A 21,629-nucleotide genomic window follows, 5' to 3' on the forward strand; every position below is an offset into this window, starting at 1 on the left:
CGCCTACTCCTCGGTTGCCGCCCCCAGCGACACCGACTCCCACACTGCCACGACGATCATGATCACCGTTGTTGCGACCGAAAGCCAGAGCGGCGATAGCTCCGACGCGAACCAGCTCAGCACCAGCAGCAGGATGATGCCGATGCCGTGGGAGAGCTGGAGGAAGCCGCGGATGGCGTGCTTGAACAGGATGGTGCCGACCAGGAACACCAGCGGACCGCCGATCGTGCTCACGATGGTGCGCAGGTCGGAATGGCCGGCGGGATGCTTCAGCACCAGCTCGTCCGAGACCGCAGTCAGGATGATGCCGGCGACGATCGGCATGTGCAGATAGGTGTAGGCGAGCCGCGCCAGCCGGCCGGATTCGGTGGACTTCGAGATGCGCTCGGAGCCGGCCTCAGCCCCTTTGTGGAAATAGACCCACCACATCGCGATGGCGCCGACCAGCGCCGAGACGAAGGCGAGGATGTTGTCCGCGGTCCACGTCAGCTCGGCAAAAGTGGCACCGTTGACGACGATGGCCTCGCCGAGCGCGATGATGACGAACAGAGAGCAGCGCTCGGCCATGTGCGCGCCTTCGACGGCCCAGGCCTCGACCGACGAGAAGCCCAGCTTCGGGACCCAGAAGCGCGCCGCCGGGGAGATGTACTCCCAGGTCACCGCCGCGATCCACAGCCATAGCCGCGTATCACCCTCGGACAGGCCGCCAGCGATCCACAACACCGCGGAGATCGAGAGCCAGGTCAGGATGCGAATCGCATTGTGCCGCACCGCGGTGCGGTGATGCGGGGTCGCGAACAGCCAGAACGCGGTACGCCCCACCTGCATGGTCGCATAGGCGATCGCAAACCACAGGCCCCGCCCCTCGAAGGCGGTCGGAATCGTCGTCGACAGCACGAGGCCGCCCAGCATCATCGCGAAAAGCAAGATGCGGACCGGCGTCAGCTCGGGATTGAGCCAATTGGTGACCCAGGCGGTGTAGACCCACACCCACCATACCGCGAGAAACAGCACCGCGACATGCACCGCGCCGAGCGGCGTAAAATGGTGCAGCAGAGTGTGCGAGACTTGTGTGACGGCAAAGACGAAGACGAGGTCGAAGAACAGCTCGGCATTGGTGACACGGCTGTGCTGGTTCGGACCGATGACGCGAAACATCGCGCCGCGCGGGTTCTCCGCCGCCATCTTCGTGCCCCGTCGCGCTTGGATCAGGTGCCCGTCAGATCAAGCGCCCGGCCCGCCGGGTACCCCGGTTTGCAGCGCCAGCGCATGCAGCACGCCGCCCATCTGGCCGCGCAGGGACTGATAGACGATCTGGTGCTGCTGGACGCGGGATTTGCCGCGGAAGGATTCAGAGATCACAGTCGCAGCATAGTGGTCGCCATCGCCGGCGAGGTCTCGGATGGTCACTTCGGCATCGGGGATTGCTGCCTTGATCATCGCCTCGATATCGTGGGCGTCCATGGGCATTCTGGTCTCGCTCCTTCTGGTCTCGAATCGCTTGCCGGGGTCCCCTCACCGGCACGGCCAAACTTAGCGTGAACGGCCTTCACCGTCACGCACTCAGGCACTATATCCCTGATCCCAACAGGAAGGCACGACAAAGTGCCGCGCGCGGCAGGTTGATCGAAAAGGCGTGACATCATGAAGCTTCCAGGGCCCGACCACCCCATCACCATCACCCAAAATCCCCGGCGCGTCCGCGTCACGGCCGGCGACATCGTGATCGCCGAGACCAGCAAAGCGCTGACCTTGAAGGAGGCCAAATATCCGGCGGTGCAATATGTGCCGCGGGAGGACACCAATATGGCCCTGCTCGAGCGAACCGACCGCGTCACCCATTGTCCGTACAAGGGCGACGCGAACTATTACAGCGTCAAAGCCGACGGCAAGACGCTGGACAACGCGATCTGGACCTACGAGACGCCCTTCCCCGCGATGACGGAGATTTCCGGCCATCTTGCCTTCTATCCGGACAAGGTGAAGATCGAGGAGGTGGGGTAACGTCATGGCCGGGCATAGCCGTCCGAAGGACGGCGTCGCTTCCGCTCGCCTTTGTCCCGGCCATCCACTTTCTTAGCTTCGGGCATAGAAGACGTGGATGCCCGGGCCTTTGCCTCGCCGAAGCGGCTTCGGCCGCGCTGGCGGGTCCGGGCATGACGAGTGTAAGCGTGGAAGCTGCGCAGCTACGCCCTGAAGATCGTGAGCCCCAGGATCAGCAGCACCAGGAAGATCACGACGAAAACGTAGAACAGGAAGCGGGCGATATCGGCGGAGGCGGCCGAAATGCCGGTGAAGCCGAGTACACCGGCCACGATCGAAACGAGTAAGAAGATCAGCGCCCACTTCAGGATCGTCATCGCCAGCTCCGAATTGGTGCCGCCCCTCGCGGCCTCACGCCCTTTTCGCGAACCCTAACTTCGTCACGCGGAACTGGTTCCTAAGGGTCCGGGACTGAAGAGCGACCCAAACGGCCCTTGCTGAATCAGGTTCCCGGCGGCACAGTCCAGCCGGGGCGGGAGCGCGGGGCAATCATGATGACGATGTCACATTCGGCGACGATCGGCGCAGAGGCACACGCCGCACCCAAGGCCAAGACGCGCAATTTGTCGCTCGATCGTGCCCGTACCTTCCTGACGCTGGTGGTGCTGCTGCACCATGCCGTCATCCCCTATACTTACTTCGGTCATACCGACCCGAAATTCTTCTTCGGCTTCGACATGATCGTGCTCGCCACCGACAGCTTCTTCATGGCGATGTTCTTCTTCCTGTCGGGCTTGTTTGCGTGGTCGGGCATCTCCCGCAAGGGACCGCTGAACTATTTGGCAGATCGCCTGCTTCGGCTTGGCCTGCCGTTCGTGATCTGCGCATTCACGATCATTCCGCTCGCCTATTACGCCATCTCGCTCAGACACCATCCCGAGATCGGCTTTTCGGAATATTGGTGGAATATGGTCACGAAGGGCCCGTGGCCGAGCGGGCCGATCTGGTTCCTTTGGGTCCTGCTCGGATTCGACGTGGTCGCCTGCATATTGCATCGGCTGTCACCCACCCTGCTCGATCCGATCAACCGCCTCTCGCTGCACGGTCGCCGTCGGCCCGCCGTGTTCTTCGCGGTCATGCTTGCCGTCACCGCAGCGTTCTATGTTCCCGGGCTGATGTATTATGGACCAGGCAACTGGTTCGAGTTCGGGCCGTTCTCGGTGCAGCACGGGCGCGTGATGCTCTATGCGAGCTACTTCTTTTTCGGTGCCGGCATTGGCGTCGCGAATATGGATCGCGGCCTGCTCGCGGCAGACGGCCGGATGGCGAAGGTCAGCTGGGACTGGATGGTCTTGACGATCGTTCCGTATTGCCTGCTCTGGGGACTGATCTTCATCAAGCGCGAAATATTGGGAAATCCGTCGCCGCTGCCGAACTGGTATGAGGGGCTCTATGCCATCTGCTTCGCTGTCTTCAGCGTGGCCATCATGTTTCTAATCCTCGCCTTTTTCCAGAGGTTCAGACAATCAGGCTCAGCCAAGCTACTCGATCCGATGCAGTCGGACGCCTACGGCATGTTTTTGGTGCACTACCCGATCGCGCTTTGGCTGCAATATTGGCTGTTTGAATATGACCTGCCAGCGATCGTCAAGGCGACGATCGGCTTCGTGCTGACAGTCGCGTTCAGTTGGGCGCTAACGCGCGCCTTGCGCCAGATCCCCGGGGCAACGAAGGTGCTGTGACCCAGTAGATGGGATGGAGCGCAAGCGCAATCCGGGGTCTTGCCACAAGCGGCAGTGGTCCCCTTATCGCGAGGCCAAGGTCTCTCAACTCGTCATTGCGAGGAGCCGCTTGCGACGAAGCAATCCAGAGTCCCTCCGCGGAGACCGTCTGGATTGCTTCGTCGCTTTGCTCCTCGCAATGACGGAGAGCGCGGGAACGCCTTACGCCGCCTTCCCGCCCATATACTCCGGCAGCCAGTGCTCGAACGATTTGCGCAGCGTGTCGATCGCCACCGGCGCCTCGCCCGCGATGGCGATCGCATCGCTCCCGGTGGTGCCGATCCGCACGCAGGGCACCTCGCATCCGCGCATCTTGGCGAGCACGCGGCCGGCCTCAGTTTCCGGCACAGTGACGAGATAGCGTGCCTGGTCCTCGCCGAACCAATAGGCCTGCGACACAAGCGCGGTCGGCGCGGCGAGCAATTTTGCGCCGATGCCGCTCGCCATCGCCATCTCGGCGAGCGCGATCAGGAGACCGCCGTCGGAGAGGTCGTGCACGGCCGTCGCGGTACCCGCATGGATCATGCCGCGCACGCAATCGCCGTTGCGCTTCTCGGCTGCGAGATCGACCGGCGGCGGGGCGCCCTCCTCGCGGCCGCAGATGTCGCGCAAGTAAACCGACTGGCCAAGCCAGCCATGGGTCTCGCCGACAAGCAGGATCGCCTCACCCTCGGCCTTGAAGGCGAGCGAAGCGGATTTGGTGAAATCGTCGAGCAGGCCGACGCCGCCGATCGAGGGCGTCGGCAGGATCGCGCGGCCATTGGTCTCGTTGTAGAGCGAGACGTTGCCGGAGACGACCGGGAAGTCGAGCGTGCGGCAGGCTTCCGAGATGCCCTTCAGGCAGCCGACGAACTGCCCCATGATCTCGGGCCTTTCAGGGTTGCCGAAATTGAGGTTGTCGGTGATCGCCAGCGGCTTGCCGCCGACCGCGGTGATGTTGCGCCAGGCTTCCGCCACCGCCTGCTTGCCGCCCTCAAACGGATCGGCCTCACAATAGCGCGGCGTGACGTCGACCGTCAGCGCCAGGCCCTTCGGTCCGTCCTGCACGCGCACCACGGCGGCATCGCCGCCGGGGCGCTGCATGGTGTTGCCGAGGATGACGTGGTCGTACTGCTCCCACACCCACCGCTTGCTGCACATATCCGGCGTACCGATCAGCTTCTCCAGCGCCGCGCCGAGGCCTATCGGCGCCGCAACGTCACGCGCATGTACGATCGGCAGCGCGGCGGAGGGGACATGCGGGCGGTCATAGACCGGCGCTTCGTCACCGAGCTCCTTGATCGGCAGGTCGGCCATGACGTCGCCGCCGTGCTTGACCACGAAACGCTTGCTCGGCGTGGTGTAGCCGACCACGGCAAAGTCGAGGCCCCACTTCGTGAAGATGGCCTCCGCTTCCTTTTCCTTCTCGGGCTTGAGCACCATGAGCATGCGCTCCTGGCTCTCCGAGAGCATCATCTCGTAGGCGCTCATGCCGGTCTCGCGCGTCGGCACCGCATCGAGATCGAGGTCGACGCCGAGATCGCCCTTGGCGCCCATCTCGACCGCCGAGCAGGTCAGGCCCGCCGCGCCCATGTCCTGGATCGCGATGACGCAGCCCTTCTCCATGATCTCGAGGCAGGCTTCCAGCAGCAGCTTCTCGGCGAAGGGATCGCCGACCTGCACGGTCGGGCGCTTCTCCTCGGACTTGTCGTCGAACTCGGCCGACGCCATCGAGGCGCCGTGGATGCCGTCGCGGCCCGTCTTGGAGCCCAAATAGACGATCGGCATGTTCACGCCGGAGGCGGCCGCATAGAAGATCTTGTCGGCATCGGCGAGGCCGACGGCCATCGCGTTGACGAGGATGTTGCCGTCATAGCGGGTGTGGAAGCGGACCTGGCCGCCGACCGTCGGCACGCCGAAGGAATTGCCATAGCCACCGACGCCGGCAACGACGCCGGAGACGAGATGCCGGGTCTTGGGATGTTCCGGCGCGCCGAAGCTAAGCGCATTGAGGCAGGCGATCGGGCGCGCGCCCATGGTGAAGACGTCGCGCAAAATGCCGCCGACGCCGGTGGTCGCGCCCTGATAGGGCTCGATGTAGCTTGGGTGGTTGTGGCTCTCCATCTTGAAGACCACGGCCTGGCCGTCACCGATGTCGATCACGCCAGCATTCTCGCCCGGGCCCTGGATCACCCAGGGCGCCTTGGTCGGCAAGCCGCGCAGATGGATACGCGACGATTTGTACGAGCAATGCTCGTTCCACATCGCCGAGAAGATGCCGAGCTCGGTGAAGCTCGGCTCCCGCCCGATCAGCTTGAGGATGCGCTCATACTCGTCGGGCTTGAGCCCGTGGGCGGCAACCAGTTCGGGGGTGATCTTGGGTTCATTCTTCATGGATTCGGGGCTTTCGGCGGGCTTTGGCCGTTCTTAGGAACATCGGAGGGCTTGGAAAAGCCCTTTATGGCGCATTTTCCCGCTGTCCCACGTTTTGCGCCGGGGGCCCCGCGGGAACAGGAATTGCACGGCGCGGACGGATCGGATTTAAGGGCTAAAGACCCGTAATTGAAGGCCCATTTCCTTGCACGAATTGACCAAAGCGCCCGCTCCCCGCCGCCCCGACCTCCATGTTGCCACCGAGGGAGAATTTAAGGGCTGGCGGACCTGGATTCGGGACAGTTTTGAGTCCCATGTCGGCCCCTTCTGGCACCGGATCGAGGCGGACGGCAGTGTCCGCAGCGCCTTCCGGGTCGAGAAAAAGCACCTCAACGGCTCCGGCAACGTCCATGGCGGCTGCTACATGGCCTTTGCCGACTACTCCTTGTTCGCGATCGCCACCCACGTCCTGGACAGCCGGGCGGTGACGACCAATTTTGCCTGCGAATTCCTCGACGCGGCGCGGGAGGGCGAGCTGATCGAATGCACCGGCGAGGTCAGCCGCGCCGGCGGCTCGCTGATCTTCCTGCGCGGCAAGATGATGTCCGGCGAGCGGCTGCTGCTCACCTTTTCCGGCACGATCAAGCGGATGAAGCGGAGGCCGCAGCCCCAGCCAAACGCATAGCTCGACGCCTTCCCTTTTCACGCCCCCTCGCCCAGAGTTGCACCAAGCGCTTGTGCGCCGGGGAGCAGGAACAAGGTGCCGCAGAGCACATCTGAGGCGGGTCGCGCGATGGCGTCCGCATCAACGCCGTCGTCCATGGCCGCCACCGGCGCGCGCAACTGGCGCGACTATGCGTTGCTGTTCGCGCTCGCCTGCTGCTGGAGCTCGACCTATCCGCTGGCCAAGCTGGCGCTGGACACGATTCCGCCCATCACCTTCATCGCGGCGCGCTCGCTGATCGCGGCCGCCTTCCTGTTCGCGATCCTGTGGATGCGCGGCGTCAGGATCCCGACCGACGCCAAGGCCTGGAAGCTGTTCGCGACCCAGCAATTGATCAACTCGACCTTCCCGTTCCTGATCATCACCTGGTCGCAGCAATACGTGCCGGCATCGAACACGGTGGTGCTGGCGTCGACGACGCCGATCTTCGCCTTCCTCATCACCTCGCTGATCACACGGCACGAACCGGCAACGCTGCTGAAGCTCGCGGGCGCGATCCTCGGCCTTGCCGGCACGATTCTCATCGTCGGCCTCGATGCGCTACGCGGTTTTGGAAGCGAGATCATCGCGGAGATCGCGATCCTCCTCGCCACCATCTCCTTTGCTTGCGCGACGATCTTCGGCCTCAGGCTGTCCGACTACGACCCGATGGTGGTGGCAGCGGGCTCGCTGCTGTTCGGCGGCATCATCCTGCTGCCGCCCTCGCTTGTCATCGATCAGCCCTGGACTCTGCACCCGACGCCGACAGCGATCATCGCCACCATCGTCATGGGCATCGTGTCGAGCGCATTGGGCTTGATGCTGTTCTACGTCTGCCTCGGCCGGCTCGGCACGCTGACCACGAATGCGCAAGGCTATTTGCGCATCCCGATCGGCGTCGGCCTCTCCGTGCTGCTGCTCGGCGAGAGCGTGCCATCGAACCTGGCGCTGGGCCTGCTGCTGGTCATGGCCGGCGTTGCGGCCATGACGGTGCCGGCGGAGCGGCTGAAGCTACGATAGCGTGAAGCGCTTTTTGCGAGCGCCAATCAAGCAGCCACGTTCGGCTGCCGGAAGGCCGCTTCCATCTCGCGGCGCACCCGCACGGCGAGACTATTGGGATCGTATTCGACGTCCTCCCATCTCAGGCGCTGACCTGGCTCGATATCGGTCTTGAGCTTGACATGGTGGGCGAGGCCGAGCGGCAAGTAGCCCTGCTTCAGTGAAGCGTCAGCTGGGGTCTGCTTGCCCCAGACGCAGAAGCCGCCTTCGCCGTCGAGCATCTCGCCGGCCTTCAGCTTGCGCTTGGCGGTCGCGACCACGTCAGAGTTGAACACGATCGGCGCGCCGGTCGGCTCCTTGCGCAGCGCTGCGGAGGCGACGGAGATGCCGAGCTCGAGCCCGATCATGTGGATCGGCCGGTACAGCGAGGCATATTTGCCGGTCTTGTCCGGCAGCATGCTGTATTCGCGGAAGCATTCCTCGGAATAGGCGCTGTCAGTCTCGAACACGACATAGGTCCCCATCACGAGGCTCTGCGGCACGTCGGAGCCGTCCCGATAGACCGACGACGTGACCTCGGTGACGCCTGACTTCTCCAGCATGCCGCCGTCGGATTTCGGCTTGCAGATTTCGGCGTGCTCGAAGCGCGTTGCTGGCGGGAACGACAGGCCCTCACTCTGCGCATGCAGCCCCGTCGCATTACATACCGCCGTCATCTCGATGCCCGACTTGGTGCCGTCGACGAAGGAGTTGAACATCTTCGGGTTGATCGAGTTGCGATCCTTGATCTTCATGTACTTGTCGAGAATGTCCCACACCGTATCCGGCGTCGACTGGTGATAGGTCGGGTGATAGCGCGTTCCCTTGCCGGCAGCGACGACCTTGAAGCCGGCAGCACGCGCCCAGTCGACGTGATCGGCGATCAGCGCCGGCTGGTCGCCCCAGGCGAGTGAATAGACGACGCCGGCCTGCTTCGCCTTGCGCGCCAGGATGGGGCCTGCGACTGCGTCCGCCTCGACATTGACCATCACGATGTGCTTGCCGTTCTCGATCGCCTTCATCGCGAAGCGGATGCCGGCGCCGGGATCGCCGGTCGCCTCGATGATCACCTCGATGGCCGGGTGCGTGATCAGCGCGTCGGCATTGTCGGTGACGACGGTGCGGCCATGCTTGAGCGCGTCGTCGATCGAGGTTGCCGCATATTGCTCCTCCGGCCAGCAACCGAGCTTGAGCTGCGCGCGGGCACGGGCGGTGTTCAGGTCGGCGACGCCGACGAGATGCATGCCGTCGGTCTGGCGCACCTGCGACAGGAACATCAGGCCGAATTTTCCGGCCCCGATCAGGCCGATGGTAACAGGTTTGCCGGCCGCCTTGCGTTCCAGCAGCATGCGATGGAGATTCATCTGGATTTCCTTAAGCGTTCCTCGGATGACGGCGTTGTTGCAGCCGTGAAGTCCGGCCGCGCTCGCCTTGCACGGAAACGTTAGGCAGCGGCGAATCCGGGGGCAATTCAGATTATCTGCCGCGACGATGTAGGCGCGCTAAACAATCGACACGGTCTGCTGCCCGCTCCAGGCGTCGCGTTCCCCGCGCAACCAGTCGAGGAAGGTGCGGGTCTTGCGATGGCGCAGATGGCCGTGCGGACAGACGATCCACTGCGTGGTCAGCGCGACCTCCGGCGGGTTCTTCACGGGGCAAACCAGGCGACCGTCGCGCAATTCGCGCCAGGCCAGCAGTTCGCTTTCCAGCCCAATGCCGAGGCCGTCGACCGCAGCGTCGATCGCCATGTGGCTGCGGTCGAACAGCACGCGCTTCCAGCGTTCCGCAGGCTCGATGCCGGCCTCCGTGAACCAGCGCGGCCATTGCATCTGCGATTTCACCGAATGGATCAGCCGGTGCTTGAGCAGGTCTTGGGCTACGAGACTCCCCGCAGCAAACGAGGAAGGCGAACACAGCGGAAAGAAGCGCTCCTTGCCGAGACTTTCCACGAACAGACCAGGCCAGCTGCCTTCGCCATGGCGAATCTCGAGGTCGACATTCTCCTTGCGGAAATCGGCCGGCTCATTGGTGCCGTCGAGCCGCAATTCGATGTCCGGATTGGCGTTGACGAAGCTTGCCAGTCGCGGCAGCAGCCATTTGCTCGATACGCTCGGCGCGGCGCGCACCGTCAATGTGGTGGCGGAGCGGATGCCGCGGACATGCTGCGTGACGTCGGTGACGTGCTCGATCTCGCGGCTGATCATCTCGAAATAGCGTTCGCCGGCCTCGGTCAGGGTAATGTTACGCCCCACCCGAGAGGTCAGCGCCGTGCCGAGATGCAGCTCCAGCGCCTGGATCTGCTGGCTGACCGCCGACGGGGTGACCCGCAATTCATCCGCCGCACGGGAAATGCTGCCCGCGCGCGCCACCGCGTGGAAGACGATGATGGCGCGAAACGGTATCTGCATCAGGAAACCTTTTAGGCCAGCTAAAGTGACGGCGAATATAATTCAATTGTCGCCCATGGCCAGCGATCTAGGCTTCAGGCTCAAGGCGACCCGCGGCAGACGGGTGCTGATCGAGGAAACAGGACGGCGCGGAGCGCCGGTTCGCCCGGGGGGAAGGACGCAAGGCTAAGCCCTTTCACCAGACAAGCGATTTTGAGAACACCGGCGCAGGGTTTGCGCGCGGCAACGAAGACGTGCGCCGACAAGACAAGGCGCGGCACAACAGCATCAGGGGAGGACGAACGATGTCGGGTCAGCGCCACACCATCTCGCGCCGCAATTTCATGGCTGCCGCTGCCGCGGCTGTACCTCTGGTCGCCGTTCGCACCAGGCCGGCGCAAGCGGCCGAGTTCGAGTACAAGCTCGCCACCGGCCAATCGCTGACGCAACCGATCAACACCCGGCTCGACCAGGCTGTGAAGCGGATCAAGGAGGCGAGCGGCGGGCGCCTCGAGATCAAGTTCTTTCCGGCCTCGCAGCTCGGCTCGGACACCGATCTGTTGACCCAGATCCGCAGCGGCGGCGTCGACTTCCTCAACATCGCCGGCTCCGTGCTGTCGACCGTATCGCCTGTGGCCGGAATCGCCAATGTCGGCTTTGCCTTCTCCGACTACAGCCAGGTCTGGAATGCGATGGATGGCGATCTCGGCAGGCTGATCGCAACCCAGATCGAGAAGACCGGCGCGCTAGTGATGGCCAAGCCGGCCGACAACACGTTTCGGCAGATCTCGTCGTTTACCAAGCCGATCAAGACGCCGGGCGATCTCGCTGGCTATCGGATCCGCGTGCCTGTTTCGCCGATCTTCACCTCCCTGTTCAAGTCGCTGGGTGCCAACCCGACCTCAATCAACTTCAACGAATTGTACACGGCGCTGCAGACGCATCTGGTCGATGGGCAGGAGAACGGCCTCGTCACCATCGAGGCTGGCAAGATCTATGAGGTGCAGAAGTACATCTCCGAGACCAATCACATCTGGGATCCCTTCTTCATCCTCGGCAACCGCCGTTCGGTGAAGGCACTGCCTGACGATCTACAGGTGATCGTCCGCAAAGAATTCGACCAGGCCGCGATGGAGCAGCGCGCCGATACCGCGAAGCTCAACACGACCCTGAAGGATCAACTGGTCGCCAAGGGCATCAGCTTCGAGGTGTCCGATAAGGAGGCCTTCCGCAAGGGATTGTCGAGCGCCGGCTTCTACAAGGAATGGCGCGGCAAGTTCGGTGAGGACAACTGGAAAACACTCGAGGCCGCCGTCGGGGCGCTCGCATGAGCGCGGTCGTCGACATGCCCGAGGCGGTCACGCTCGGTGACGCGCGGGCGATCCGGGGACGCTGGCCGGAGCAGGTGCTGCGCTGGCTGGTGGAGATCCCGGCGGCGATCGCCGTGGTCGCCGAGGTGATCATCCTGTTCGCCGGCATCGTCGCACGCGGAGTCTTCCATCGGCCGATCGTCTGGTCGGACGAGCTCGCCTCGATCCTGTTCCTCTGGCTCGCCATGCTCGGCAGCGCCATCGCGGTGCAGCGCTCGGCGCATATGCGCCTGACTTTCTTCACCTCCCATTTGTCGCCACGCGCGGAGGCGTGGGCCTCGACGCTCGCAGCCGGCTCCGTCGCGCTGTTCCTGGCGATCATCCTGCATCCGGCGCTGGACTATGTGGAAGATCAGGCGTTCGTGGAGACGCCGGCGCTCGGCTGGTCGGGCGTGGTCCGCGCCGCGGCAATTCCGGTCGGCTGCGTCGTCGCGCTGGCCAGTATCTGCCTCATGCTGGTCAAGCGATCGGCGAAGGACCTGTTGGCCGTTGGAATGTTGTTTGCCGCGATCGCCGGCGCACTCTATTTCGCCGGGCCTTGGCTGAAGTCGCTCGGCAACTGGAACCTGCTGATCTTCTTCGTCGGGCTGCTCGGCTGCGCCGTGATGGCGGGCGTGCCGATCGCGTTTTCCTTTTGCCTTGCGACCGTCGCTTTCCTGCTGACCACGACGCGCACCCCGTTGCTGGTCGTGGTCGGGCGGATCGACGAAGGCATGAGCTCGCTGATCCTGCTCGCAGTGCCGCTGTTCGTGCTGCTGGGCCAATTGGTCGAGCAGACCGGCATGGCGCGGGTCATGGTCGCCTTCCTCGCCTCAGTGCTCGGCCATGTCCGCGGTGGGCTGTCCTATGTGATGCTCGGCGCCATGCTGCTGGTCTCGGGCATCTCCGGCTCCAAGACCGCCGATATGGCGGCGATCGCACCGGTGCTGTTTCCCGAAATGCGCAAGCGCGGCATGAAGGATGGCGAATTGGTTTCGCTGTTGGCGGCATCGGGCGCGATGAGCGAGACCATTCCGCCATCGATCGTGCTGATCGCGATCGCCTCCGTCACCGGCGTGTCGATCGCGGCTCTCTTCACCGCCGGCATCCTGCCGGGGATCGTGCTGGCGATCGTGCTTGCTTTCGTTGCGCGCTATCGGGCGGGCGCGGAGGAGAATGGCGCGGCCAAGGTCGCTCGCGCGCCGCTATCCGTGGTCGCAAGAACGTTCTGGGTGGCGCTGCCGGCGCTCGCCCTGCCGTTCCTGATCCGCAGCGCCGTGGTCGAGGGCGTTGCGACCGCGACCGAAGTCTCGACGATCGGCATCGCCTACTGCCTCGTGCTCGGCCTGATCATCTATCGCGGCAGTCTGACATGGAAGAATGTGCTGCCGATGCTGGTCCAGACCGCCTCGCTCTCCGGCTCGATCTTGTTCATCGTGGGCGCCGCGAGCGCGATGGCCTGGGCGTTGGCGCAATCCGGCTTCTCGCATGATCTCGCCGCGCGCATGGCGGGCGTGCCAGGCGGCGCCTACGGCTTCCTGCTGATCTCGGTGCTAGCTTTCATCGTGCTTGGCAGCGTGCTGGAGGGCATCCCGGCCATCGTGCTGTTCGGCCCCCTGCTTTTTCCAGTGGCGGCGCAGTTCGGCATCCACGAGGTGCACTATGCGATGGTGGTGATCCTCGCCATGGGCCTCGGCCTGTTCGCGCCGCCGTTCGGCCTTTGCTACTACGCCGCCTGCATCATCGGCAACGTGCCGCCGGATGCAGGCATGCGCCGGATCTGGATCTATCTCGCCTGGCTGTTCCTGGGCCTGTTGCTGATCACTTTCGTACCCTGGATATCCCTAGCGTTTCTATGAGATTGGCACGCCCCCTTCAGGTCGAAAGCTGCTTCTCGGCGATCGACAGCCATTCGGCCTGCGCCTTGCGCAGATATTTCGGCGCGCGCCGCATCTGGATCAGGAGCTCGTTGAAGACCATGCGCGCTTTGGCCGTGCGGCCGACCATCTGCAGCAAGTGCGGCCATTGCTTCTGGAGATCGTCCAGCGTCGCGACGAGGGTCAGTCGTCTCAAACGCGATGCAAGTTCATGAAATCGCAGCCGAATGCCGCTATTACTTGGCGTCGTCCGCCAGCATCTTCCGGTACTTCTCGACGTCACGCGTCACGAGCTTTTGCAGCACCTCGGGCGTGTGCTCGTCGGGGTCGGGCGCAACGGTCGAGAGGTCGGCAAAGCGCTTCTTCACCGCGTCGGTTTCCACCGCCGTGCGCGCGGCGGCACTGAGCTTGGCGATCACCGCCGGCGGGGTGCCTTTGGGCGCGAACAGGCCGTTCCAGCCCTGCGCCTCGAATTCGGGCAGGCCGGCTTCGGCCGACGTCGGAAGATCCGGCAGCGTCGCGAGCCGCACCGTCGAGCCGACCACGAGCCCCTTCACCAGCTTCTCGTTGATCGACTGTGAGACGGACGCCGCCGCATCGCAGACGCCGTCGATCTGACTGCCGACCGCATCGGTCAGCGCGGGCGCGGCGCCGCGATAGCCGACCAGCGTCGCGTCGATCCCGGCGGCGGTGACGAAGCTCTTGCAGATCAGGTAATTCGAGGAGCCGACGCCGGCATGGCCAAGATTGATCCTGCCCGGATTGGCCTTGGCATAGGCGATGAACTCCTTCAGGTCCTTCGCCGGAAGATCCTTGCGCACGGCGATGATGCCGAACGTCTTCGCCACCATGGCGATCGGCACGAACGAGTCCGGCGTGAACGGCAGTTTTGGATAGATCGTATAGGTCGCGGCATTGGTGCCGGCATTGCCGATCGCGATGGTGTAGCCGTCAGGCTCGGCACGAGAGGCGCGTGCCAGCGCGGTCGAACCGCCGGCGCCGGCGACGTTCTCGATCACGATGGTCTGGCCGAGCGCAATGCCCATCTGCTCGGCGACGGTCCGCGCGATCACGTCCGAGGTGCCGCCGGCCGCGAACGGCACGATCATGGTAACAGGACGTTTGGGATAATCCTGCGCGAACGCAGCGGTCGCGAACGACAGCGCCGCGAGCGCGGCGAGCGACCGCTTCAGCATGAACGAAATCACGCGGCTTTTTCCAGATGCTGGACCAGACCGGCGAACAGGCCGCGGCCGTCGGTGCAGCCCATGATGTCTTCGACGTGGTTTTCCGGATGCGGCATCATGCCGAGCACGTTGCCCTTGTCGTTGACGATGCCGGCGATGGAATGCGCCGCGCCGTTGATGTTGCTGTCATCGTCAACGACACCGTCGGCCGAGCAGTAGCGATAGAGCACCCGCCCCTCGCCTTCGAGCCGCTTGATGGTCTCTTCGTCCGCCTCGTAATTGCCCTCGCCGTGGGCGACCGGCACGCGGATCACCTGCCCGGCATTGTAGCCGCGGGTGAACGGCGTGTCGGAACGCTCGACCCGCAGATGCACGTCGTGGCAGATGAATTTCAGCCGCGCATTGCGCATCAAGACGCCCGGCAAAAGGCCGGACTCGCAGAGGATCTGGAAACCGTTGCAGACGCCGAGCACAAGGCCGCCCTTGGCTGCGTAGTCGCGCACCGCGTCCATCACCGGCGCCCGCGCCGCAATCGCGCCGCAGCGCAGGTAATCGCCATAGGAGAAGCCGCCCGGCACCACCACGAGATCGGTGCCCGCAGGCAGTGAGGTCTCGGCGTGCCACACCATTGCCGGCTCGCTGCCGGAGATCAGTCTCAAGGCACGCGCCATGTCGCGCTCGCGATTGATTCCGGGAAAGACGAGGATGGCGGCTTTCATGGCTTAAGTTCCGACGGTGGCTGGAATCGGGGGGCACGGAGGGGCCAATTCGCCAAGAGACATAACCATTTGACGGGGATTTTACCAGTGCTAGCCTCGGCAAAGGGCCTTGTACACAGGCTCTGGCCGCACGCAGTCTGACCGCTCGATTTGCCCGGGATCGAAGCCATGAATATCCCGTCGCTGCCCGCATCCCCCTCCGAGCCGGTGCCCACCGAGGGCGTCGTCGCTGCCGGCGCCTATGTCGACGGCCGGCGCGTCGCCAATATCGCCATCAGCGAGGCCTCGAGCTGGCGGGCCAAGCCCGGCCATGTGGTCTGGATCGGCCTGCACGAGCCGGACATGGCGCTGCTCGGCGCGGTGCAGAAGCAGTTCGATTTGCACGATCTCGCGATCGAGGACGCCAACCACGCCCATCAGCGGCCCAAGATCGAGCAGTACGGCGAGGCTCTGTTCATCGTCGCGCGCACCGCGCAACTGGTCGAAGGCCGGATCGCCTTCGGCGAGACGCACATTTTCGTTGGCGACGGCTATCTGGTCTCGGTGCGCCACGGCGCTTCGACGTCCTACGCGCCGGTGCGCGAACGCTGCGAAAGCTGCCCGCGGGCGCTCGCTCGCGGCGAGGACTACATCCTCTATGCCATTCTCGATTTCATCGTCGACAATTACTCGCCCGTGCTGGAGAGCATTCACGAAGAGATCGAGGAGATCGAGGACGACGTGCTCGCGCACGCGATCACCAAGGCGCAGATCGAGCGGCTCTATATGCTGCGCCGCGACCTCCTGCGGCTCCGCAACGCGATCGGACCGCTGGTGGAGGTCTGCCGCCGGCTGGAGCATGACGAGCTGTCGATGGTGCGGCAGGCCATGCAGCCACTGTTCCGCGACGTCACCGACCACGTCCGCAACATCCAGGAGCGGATCGATTCCATGCGCGAGGTGCTGGCCTTCGCTTTCGAAGCGAGCCTGCTGGTCGGCCAGGCCCAGGAGACCGCGGTCTCCAAGAAGCTCGCTTCCTGGCTCGCGATCATCGCGATCCCGACCGCGCTCGCCGGCATCTACGGCATGAACTTCAAGCACATGCCGGAGCTGGAATGGGAGTACGGCTATTACATGCTGCTCGGCGTGATGCTGGCGGCGTGCGTCGCGCTGTACTGGCGTTTTCGGCGTGCAGGGTGGCTGTAAGCCGCCCCGCGCGTCAGACGATCTCGACCCGATAATTCTCGATCACGGTATTCGCCAAGAGCTTATCGGCGGCTTCCTTCAGTGCGACTTCCGCCTTGGCCTTGTCGGCGCCGGCGAGCTCGATGTCGAACACCTTGCCCTGGCGGACGCTGGCGACGCCGTCGACGCCGAGCGACTTCAGCGCGCCTTCGATGGCCTTGCCTTGCGGATCGAGGATGCCCGTCTTCAGGGTAACGGTGACACGTGCCTTCACGTCAAAGATCCTCTCTCAGCTCTTCACCAGCACCGGGCCGGAGCCCTGCGGACGCTCGTTCTCCATGAGGATGCCGAGGCGCTTTGCGACTTCGGTATAGGCCTCGAGCAGGCCACCGAGATCCCTGCGGAAGCGGTCCTTGTCGAGCTTCTCGTTCGACTTGATGTCCCACAGACGGCAGGAGTCCGGCGAGATCTCGTCGGCGACGATGATCCGCATCATCTCGTTCTCGAACAGGCGGCCGCACTCCATCTTGAAGTCGACGAGACGGATGCCGATGCCGAGGAAGAGGCCGGTGAGGAAGTCGTTGACGCGGATGGCGAGCGCCATGATGTCATCGATCTCCTGCGGCGTCGCCCAGCCGAAGGCCGTGATGTGCTCTTCCGACACCATGGGGTCGTTGAGCTGGTCGTTCTTGTAGTAGAATTCGATGATCGAGCGCGGCAGCTGGGTGCCCTCCTCGATGCCGAGGCGCTGCGACAGCGAGCCGGCGGCAACGTTCCGCACCACCACCTCCAGCGGCACGATCTCGACCTCGCGAATCAACTGCTCGCGCATGTTGAGGCGGCGGATGAAATGGGTCGGCACCCCGATGTCGTTGAGGTGCTGAAACAGGTACTCCGAGATCCGGTTGTTGAGGACACCCTTGCCCTCGATCACCTGATGCTTTTTCGCATTGAATGCGGTGGCGTCGTCCTTGAAGTGCTGGATCAGGGTACCGGGCTCCGGGCCTTCATAGAGAACCTTTGCCTTGCCTTCATAAATGCGACGCCGACGGCTCATTGGGATGTACCGTGTTTTGTTGAAATCCATGAATTTGGTGTGCTCCGGTTGACTAGGATTAGGACCCACAGCGGAGCTGCCGTGAACGGCTGGGAACCCGTCTCGAATCCTTGGAAACAGAACGGGAACCAAGCCTTAGGCAACCTATCCGATTGGCTGTCCAAGCACAATCGATCCGGCCGTCCGGCACCAACTTATACCGTCTTGCCTGCGGCTTAACGGCCCGTTGTTTTGCCTATTTCTGCTCTCTATGTAGGCATGCAGCCGGGTCGCCGCAACGGAAGGCTCCCGCTCCATTCAGAGGGATTTGGAACAAAGCATGAGCGAGTTCGACAAGCGCGAGGAAGGTTTCGAGAAGAAATTCGCCCTCGACGAGGAGCAGAAATTCAAGGCGGAGGCCCGCCGCAACCGGCTGCTCGGCCTGTGGGCGGCCGAACAGCTCGGCATCACCGGTGACGCCGCCACCGCCTATGCCAAGGAGGTGGTCGCGGCCGATTTCGAGGAGGCCGGCGATGGCGACGTCCTGCGCAAGGTCATGGCCGATTTCGCCGCCAAGAAGGTCGCCGTCACCGAGCAGGCGATTCGCGCCAAGATGAGCGAGTTGATCGCGGTGGCGGCCGCCGAGGTGAAGGCCGGGAAGTAACTGATTCAGGCGAGGCGCCGGCGCACAATTCCCTTGCGCGCCGGCGACCGCTTTCTGGCGTCCCGCATGGTCGAGACATCCGGCCCGGCATAGTTGCGGCGGATGGTCTCGAGCAGGCGATCGGCGGCCGCGCTCAGAAAGCCGCCACGACGCGTGACAAGGACGATGTCCTGGTTCGCGGCAAGATCGCCCACGGCGATCGTCGCGATCGAGGCCGCACGCAGCTCCTCCGCGACGTGGCTTCTCGCCAGGAGTGCAAGGCCAAAGCCCGATTCCACGAGCCGCTTCTGCGCGGTGAGGCTGTCCACGGCCGTCCACTCGATTGCGCCGAGTCCCTGCGTCAGAAACAGCGCGAACACGTGAGCGGCGGCGATCTCGCGACGCCCGCGAGTCTCCGGGAATGCGATCCAGCGCTCGCCGCGCAGCTCGGCGAGGCGCTTCACGCGCTTTCCGGCCAGAGGATGGTCGGGCGCACAGACGACCTGCAACGCCTCGCTCAGCACCTGCTCGCAGGCGAGATCGCCGGAGCGGTCGGTGTTGTAGCGCAGGCCGATCGTGGCCTCGCCGCGCCGGATGAGATCGCTGACCTCCGCGCTGGTCGCTGTCTGCAGCGCCAGCGTGACGGCGGGATTTTCCCTGGCAAACCGCTTCATGATGGTCGAGAGGCGGCCATCGGCCAGCGTGCCTGTGACGGCCAGCGATACCGGCCCCGAATTCCGCTTGGTCAATGCGCGGATCGCCTGTTCGGCGTCCTGCGCCGCGGCAACCGCGCGCTCGGCATAGGGGATCAGCACGCGCCCGGCATCGCTGAGCCGGGTGCGGCCTGCCACCCGGTCGAACAGGGGCACGCCGAGCTCCTGCTCCAAGAGGGCGATACGGCGCGAAATCGCCGGCTGCGAACGATGCAGGAACTTTGCGGCATTCGAGATCCCGCCCCTGCGATGCACCGCCAGGAAGGTGTTGAGGGCATCACTGTCCATCGCGACCTCATGCAAAAAACTGATGATCACTGAAGGAATAACAAATTTGGCGGATGACGGAAACGCTCCTAAGGCTGCTTGGACGAACAACACGGAGACGAGCCATGACGAGCCAGCTGGACAAGGCGACGGCGTTTCGCGCACTGCACGAGCGCGCCGGCGCTTTCATCATTCCCAATCCCTGGGATGCCGGTACGGCCAAGCTGCTCGCGGCGATGGGCTTCGAGGCCCTGGCGACCACGAGCCTCGGGGTGGCCAACATGCTCGGCAGCGGCGGCGTCAGTCTCGACGTCATCCTCGCCAACGTGCGCGCGATCGTCGAAGCCACCGACCTGCCGGTCAGCGTGGACCTCGAGAATTGCGGCGCAGATGAGCCGAAGCGTGCCGCCCAAGCGATTCAGCGCGCCGCCGAGGCTGGCACGGTCGGAGGTTCGATCGAGGATTTCAGCGGCGACCGTGATCGTCCCATCTACGACTTCTCCCACGCCGTCGAGCGCGTCCAGGCCGCGGTCGAAGTGGCGCGCGCGCTGCCAATTCCGTTCACGTTGACCGCGCGGGCCGAGAACTTCCTGCACGGCCGCAAGGACATCGACGACACAATTCGCCGCCTGCAGGCCTTCGAGGCCGCGGGTGCCGATGTCCTGTATGCGCCGGGCCTATACGATCTCGCCACGATCCGGACCGTCGTCGCCTCGCTCGGCAAGCCGTTCAACCACGTGATGGGCTTTGCCGACCCGACGCTGACAGTCGGGCAATTGTCCGCCGCCGGCGTCAAGCGCATCAGCGTCGGCGGGGCCATGTCACGCTACGCGCTCGCCGCGTTCCTGAACTGCGCACGCGAGATGAAGGACAAGGGATCCTTCACCTATATTCGCGACATGGCGCCCGTCGGCGAGCTGCGCGCCGCCTTCGCCGCGGTCACTCCTCCTTAAAGCCGTACTCCGGCACGTTGCCGCTGGCACCGTAATATTTGTACGGCAGGAACTTGCCGCTCATGGTGATCTTGACGCGGTCGCCCTTCGGGTTGGCGACGCGCTCGATGCCCATGTCGAAGTCGATCGCCGACATGATGCCGTCGCCGAACTCTTCCTCGATCAGCGCCTTCCAGGCCGGGCCGTTCACCATCACCATCTCGTAGAAGCGGTAGATCAGCGGATCGGTCGGCGGCATCGGCGTGCCGGTGCCGCGCATCGGCACCTCGTTGAGCATGGCAACTTCCGCCTTCGACAGGCCGAACAGCTCGCCGGCATTGGCGGCCTGCGGCTTGGTCAATTTCATCTGACCGAGGATCGCGCCAACGATCAGCACCTCGGAATAGCCGCCAATCTTGTCGCAGATGTGTTTCCAGCTCCAGCCCTTCTCGCGCTTGATGTCGAGCAGCTTTTCGGTGAGGTCTTCGCGTTTCATGTCAGGGTCTCCTCTTCAAAAGCATGATCCGGAAAAGTGTGAAGCGGTTTTCCGTAGATCATGCGTCTATAAAATCACGCAGTCAGTCCGGGGCTGGGCCCGGGTATCCATGGCTGTCGTTGCTCTTCGCCATTCGACGCGATCGTCAGTCCGGGCTTGCCGATCTGAACCACCGGCACGTTGCGCGGATCATGACCGGGCGTCTCGGCGGCAAAGGTCTTGCTGCGGGTCACCAGGAAATCGATGATGTGGTTGCGCAAGGCGTAGTACAGCGGATGGCGGTGCAGATCGGTGCGGCCGCGATCCCTCGGCAGCGGGTTCTCGACGACTTCGGCGAGCACCGCGCCCGGACCGTTGGTCATCAGGAAAATCTTGTCGGCGAGATAGATCGCCTCGTCCACGTCATGGGTGATCATGAACGCGGTCTGCCCAGTCTCGAGGCAAATCCGCCGCACCTCGTCCTGGAGCGTGCCGCGCGTCAGCGCGTCGAGCGCCGAGAACGGCTCGTCCATCAGCATCATCTTCGGCGTGATCGAGAGCGCGCGGGCGATGCCGACGCGCTGCTTCATGCCGCCCGACAGCTCGGAGGGACGCTTGTGCTCGGAGCCGGTGAGGCCGACGAGATCGATGAAACTCTGCGCGTGCGCCCTGACCTTGGCGCGATCCCAGCTCCGCCATTTCGAGCTGACGGCATAGGCGACGTTGCCGAGCACGGTGCGCCAGGGCAAAAGCGCGTGGCTCTGGAAGATCACGGCGCGGTCGAGGCTGGTGCCGGAAATCGCCTGCCCGTCGACGATGACGGCACCTTCGCTCGGCGCATCGAGGCCGGCAAGGATGTTGAGCACTGTGGTTTTGCCGCAGCCGGAATGGCCGATCACGCAACAGAACTCGCCGCGGGCCATCGACAGCCACAGATTCTCGAACACGGTCGTGGTGGCGCCGCCCGCGCCCGGATAGCGCTTCGCGATGCCTTCGATGGAGATGAATTTATCGGTCACTGCC

General features: G+C 64.1%; 23 protein-coding genes. 9 read left to right on the forward strand and 14 right to left on the reverse strand.

Features of this window, described 5'->3' with window-relative positions; genetic code table 11:
* Window positions 1-3: 3 nt before the first annotated feature.
* Both CWO91_RS14135 and CWO91_RS14140 read right to left on the reverse strand, forming a co-directional pair.
* Window positions 4-1,185: a low temperature requirement protein A gene (locus CWO91_RS14135; RefSeq protein ID WP_091889029.1), complete on the reverse strand. Its 1,182-nt coding sequence runs from the start codon at window positions 1,183-1,185 to the stop codon at window positions 4-6.
* Between the two features lie 39 nt (window positions 1,186-1,224).
* Window positions 1,225-1,470 (reverse strand): BolA family protein, encoded by a 246-nt coding sequence (locus CWO91_RS14140; RefSeq protein WP_091889031.1) that lies wholly within the window; start codon window positions 1,468-1,470, stop codon window positions 1,225-1,227.
* A 174-nt stretch (window positions 1,471-1,644) separates the two neighbouring features.
* On the opposite strand from CWO91_RS14140, the gene CWO91_RS14145 reads away from it, so the two are divergent.
* Window positions 1,645-2,004 (forward strand): DUF427 domain-containing protein, encoded by a 360-nt coding sequence (locus tag CWO91_RS14145; RefSeq protein WP_091889032.1) that lies wholly within the window; start codon window positions 1,645-1,647, stop codon window positions 2,002-2,004.
* Window positions 2,005-2,186: 182 nt separating this feature from the next.
* Here CWO91_RS14145 and CWO91_RS14150 read toward each other — a convergent pair whose 3' ends face one another.
* Window positions 2,187-2,360, reverse strand: a complete 174-nt coding sequence (locus CWO91_RS14150; protein WP_007612121.1) for a DUF1328 domain-containing protein — start codon at window positions 2,358-2,360, stop codon at window positions 2,187-2,189.
* A 174-nt stretch (window positions 2,361-2,534) separates the two neighbouring features.
* Between CWO91_RS14150 and CWO91_RS14155 the strand changes: the two genes are divergently transcribed.
* On the forward strand, window positions 2,535-3,725 hold the full coding sequence (locus tag CWO91_RS14155) for an acyltransferase family protein (protein WP_091889034.1): 1,191 nt from the start codon (window positions 2,535-2,537) through the stop codon (window positions 3,723-3,725).
* 201 nt (window positions 3,726-3,926) lie between these two features.
* Here CWO91_RS14155 and purL read toward each other — a convergent pair whose 3' ends face one another.
* A complete protein-coding gene (gene purL, locus CWO91_RS14160; protein WP_130214002.1) occupies window positions 3,927-6,137 on the reverse strand; it encodes a phosphoribosylformylglycinamidine synthase subunit PurL in 2,211 nt (736 codons plus the stop codon).
* Window positions 6,138-6,321: 184 nt separating this feature from the next.
* Between purL and CWO91_RS14165 the strand changes: the two genes are divergently transcribed.
* Window positions 6,322-6,801: a PaaI family thioesterase gene (locus CWO91_RS14165; protein ID WP_165405445.1), complete on the forward strand. Its 480-nt coding sequence runs from the start codon at window positions 6,322-6,324 to the stop codon at window positions 6,799-6,801.
* A gap of 75 nt (window positions 6,802-6,876) precedes the next feature.
* The gene (locus tag CWO91_RS14170; RefSeq protein ID WP_091889038.1) at window positions 6,877-7,839 is read left to right on the forward strand and encodes a DMT family transporter; all 963 of its coding nucleotides are present in this window, start codon (window positions 6,877-6,879) and stop codon (window positions 7,837-7,839) included.
* A 26-nt stretch (window positions 7,840-7,865) separates the two neighbouring features.
* On the opposite strand, the gene CWO91_RS14175 is transcribed toward CWO91_RS14170, so the two are convergent.
* Both CWO91_RS14175 and CWO91_RS14180 read right to left on the reverse strand, forming a co-directional pair.
* A complete protein-coding gene (locus tag CWO91_RS14175) occupies window positions 7,866-9,221 on the reverse strand; it encodes an NAD(P)H-dependent oxidoreductase (RefSeq protein ID WP_091889040.1) in 1,356 nt (451 codons plus the stop codon).
* 138 nt (window positions 9,222-9,359) lie between these two features.
* Window positions 9,360-10,265, reverse strand: a complete 906-nt coding sequence (locus CWO91_RS14180) for a LysR substrate-binding domain-containing protein (protein WP_130214003.1) — start codon at window positions 10,263-10,265, stop codon at window positions 9,360-9,362.
* A gap of 284 nt (window positions 10,266-10,549) precedes the next feature.
* Between CWO91_RS14180 and CWO91_RS14185 the strand changes: the two genes are divergently transcribed.
* Both CWO91_RS14185 and CWO91_RS14190 read left to right on the forward strand, forming a co-directional pair.
* Window positions 10,550-11,575 carry a TRAP transporter substrate-binding protein gene (locus CWO91_RS14185; protein WP_091889044.1) on the forward strand — a complete coding sequence of 342 codons (1,026 nt, stop codon included), beginning with the start codon at window positions 10,550-10,552 and terminating at the stop codon, window positions 11,573-11,575.
* A complete protein-coding gene (locus CWO91_RS14190) occupies window positions 11,572-13,452 on the forward strand; it encodes a TRAP transporter large permease (RefSeq protein ID WP_091889046.1) in 1,881 nt (626 codons plus the stop codon). The genes CWO91_RS14185 and CWO91_RS14190 overlap by 4 nt, the downstream gene beginning before the upstream one ends.
* Window positions 13,453-13,468: 16 nt before the next feature.
* On the opposite strand, the gene CWO91_RS14195 is transcribed toward CWO91_RS14190, so the two are convergent.
* The 3 genes from CWO91_RS14195 to purQ are packed head-to-tail and all read right to left on the reverse strand — an operon-like array spanning window position 13,469 to window position 15,376.
* Window positions 13,469-13,666: a hypothetical protein gene (locus tag CWO91_RS14195; RefSeq protein WP_091889048.1), complete on the reverse strand. Its 198-nt coding sequence runs from the start codon at window positions 13,664-13,666 to the stop codon at window positions 13,469-13,471.
* 40 nt (window positions 13,667-13,706) lie between these two features.
* The gene (locus tag CWO91_RS14200) at window positions 13,707-14,678 is read right to left on the reverse strand and encodes a tripartite tricarboxylate transporter substrate binding protein BugD (protein WP_091889050.1); all 972 of its coding nucleotides are present in this window, start codon (window positions 14,676-14,678) and stop codon (window positions 13,707-13,709) included.
* Entirely contained in the window at window positions 14,675-15,376 is a 702-nt protein-coding gene (gene purQ / locus CWO91_RS14205; RefSeq protein ID WP_091889052.1) for a phosphoribosylformylglycinamidine synthase subunit PurQ, read from the reverse strand. The genes CWO91_RS14200 and purQ overlap by 4 nt, the downstream gene beginning before the upstream one ends.
* Before the next feature lie 168 nt (window positions 15,377-15,544).
* On the opposite strand from purQ, the gene CWO91_RS14210 reads away from it, so the two are divergent.
* On the forward strand, window positions 15,545-16,561 hold the full coding sequence (locus tag CWO91_RS14210; protein WP_130214004.1) for a magnesium and cobalt transport protein CorA: 1,017 nt from the start codon (window positions 15,545-15,547) through the stop codon (window positions 16,559-16,561).
* A gap of 13 nt (window positions 16,562-16,574) precedes the next feature.
* Here the strand turns inward: CWO91_RS14210 and purS are convergent, their stop codons facing one another.
* Both purS and purC read right to left on the reverse strand, forming a co-directional pair.
* Entirely contained in the window at window positions 16,575-16,814 is a 240-nt protein-coding gene (gene purS / locus CWO91_RS14215) for a phosphoribosylformylglycinamidine synthase subunit PurS (protein ID WP_130214005.1), read from the reverse strand.
* Between the two features lie 15 nt (window positions 16,815-16,829).
* Complete coding sequence (gene purC, locus CWO91_RS14220) at window positions 16,830-17,597, reverse strand: phosphoribosylaminoimidazolesuccinocarboxamide synthase (protein WP_173015815.1); 768 nt, start codon at window positions 17,595-17,597, stop codon at window positions 16,830-16,832.
* Window positions 17,598-17,916: 319 nt separating this feature from the next.
* Here purC and CWO91_RS14225 point away from each other — a divergent pair, with 319 nt between their 5' ends.
* A complete protein-coding gene (locus CWO91_RS14225) occupies window positions 17,917-18,240 on the forward strand; it encodes a DUF1476 domain-containing protein (protein ID WP_128932894.1) in 324 nt (107 codons plus the stop codon).
* 5 nt (window positions 18,241-18,245) lie between these two features.
* On the opposite strand, the gene CWO91_RS14230 is transcribed toward CWO91_RS14225, so the two are convergent.
* Window positions 18,246-19,220 carry a LysR family transcriptional regulator gene (locus CWO91_RS14230; protein ID WP_130214006.1) on the reverse strand — a complete coding sequence of 325 codons (975 nt, stop codon included), beginning with the start codon at window positions 19,218-19,220 and terminating at the stop codon, window positions 18,246-18,248.
* Between the two features lie 104 nt (window positions 19,221-19,324).
* On the opposite strand from CWO91_RS14230, the gene CWO91_RS14235 reads away from it, so the two are divergent.
* Window positions 19,325-20,152: an isocitrate lyase/PEP mutase family protein gene (locus CWO91_RS14235; protein WP_130214007.1), complete on the forward strand. Its 828-nt coding sequence runs from the start codon at window positions 19,325-19,327 to the stop codon at window positions 20,150-20,152.
* On the opposite strand, the gene cynS is transcribed toward CWO91_RS14235, so the two are convergent.
* Together cynS and CWO91_RS14245 are read right to left on the reverse strand one after the other, a co-directional pair.
* A complete protein-coding gene (gene cynS / locus CWO91_RS14240) occupies window positions 20,139-20,627 on the reverse strand; it encodes a cyanase (RefSeq protein WP_104462481.1) in 489 nt (162 codons plus the stop codon). The genes CWO91_RS14235 and cynS overlap by 14 nt on opposite strands.
* 74 nt (window positions 20,628-20,701) lie before the next feature.
* A complete protein-coding gene (locus CWO91_RS14245) occupies window positions 20,702-21,625 on the reverse strand; it encodes an ABC transporter ATP-binding protein (protein ID WP_130214008.1) in 924 nt (307 codons plus the stop codon).
* Window positions 21,626-21,629: the final 4 nt, after the last annotated feature.

The sequence above is a fragment of the Bradyrhizobium genosp. SA-3 genome (assembly GCF_004212635.1).
Classification (GTDB): Bacteria; Pseudomonadota; Alphaproteobacteria; order Rhizobiales; family Xanthobacteraceae; genus Bradyrhizobium.